Annotated in this window: 1 protein-coding gene; it reads left to right on the plus strand. The window is 52.2% G+C overall.

Annotated features, from left to right (window positions below; translation table 11 throughout):
• Positions 1 to 49: 49 nt before the first annotated feature.
• The coding region (locus tag AB3R30_RS26920) for an IS701 family transposase (RefSeq protein WP_458652278.1) at positions 50 to 822 on the plus strand (773 nt) is incomplete at its 3' end.

Genomic DNA, 822 nt, shown 5'->3' on the forward strand with positions numbered 1-822 from the left:
CAGGAGTTACGCAGTTGAGAAAAAAGGGTAGGTGCGGTAAAACCAAAGGATGAATCCACCCAAGGTCAACGAGTACGATTACATTAACTTTTTGATTGCGACGCAGAAGGCATACAGTTGCAGCGAAGCCGAACGAGTGCAACCGGAGAGTCCCAATGCGGCGGCTCATGACGCAATTACCCGGTTGTTGCATCGAATGGAACCCTCAACTGAGCAACTCTGGCAAGAAGCACAGTCGGAGGTACGGTTGAGTCAGGGGATTCTAGTGGTCGATGACTCAACCCTTGACAAGTGGTACGCCGAGAAGATGGAGTTAGTCACCCGTCACTGGTCGGGCAAGCATGGGCGAGTTGTGCAAGGCATCAACTTGATTACGTTGCTGTGGACTGAAGGGGATCGCCACATTCCCTTGGACTATCGGTTCTATGAGAAGAGTGTGGATGGGGCAACCAAAAACGACCACTTTCGCTCGATGCTGGCAACGGCAACGGCACGAGGGTTTGCACCTCGGTGTGTGGTGTTTGATGGCTGGTATAGCAGCCTGGACAATCTCAAGCTGATTCGAGGCTATGGTTGGAGTTGGTTAACCCGACTCAAGCGAAATCGGCACGTCAATCCTGACAACACCGGTAATCGTCCTCTGCACGAGGTTGCGATTGCCGCCACTGGCACGGTGGTTCACCTCAAAGGCTATGGCTTCGTCAAAGTCTTCAAGATTGTCGCCCCAAACGGTGACATTGACTACTGGGCGACCAATGACCTCAACTTAAGTGAACTCCAAAGACTTCAGTTCGCCGAGTTTGCTTGGGCGATTGAGGAGTA

This window comes from Sivoneniella epilithica UHCC 1019, assembly GCF_040830845.1.
In the GTDB taxonomy this organism is placed as follows: domain Bacteria; phylum Cyanobacteriota; class Cyanobacteriia; order Leptolyngbyales; family Leptolyngbyaceae; genus ULC077BIN1.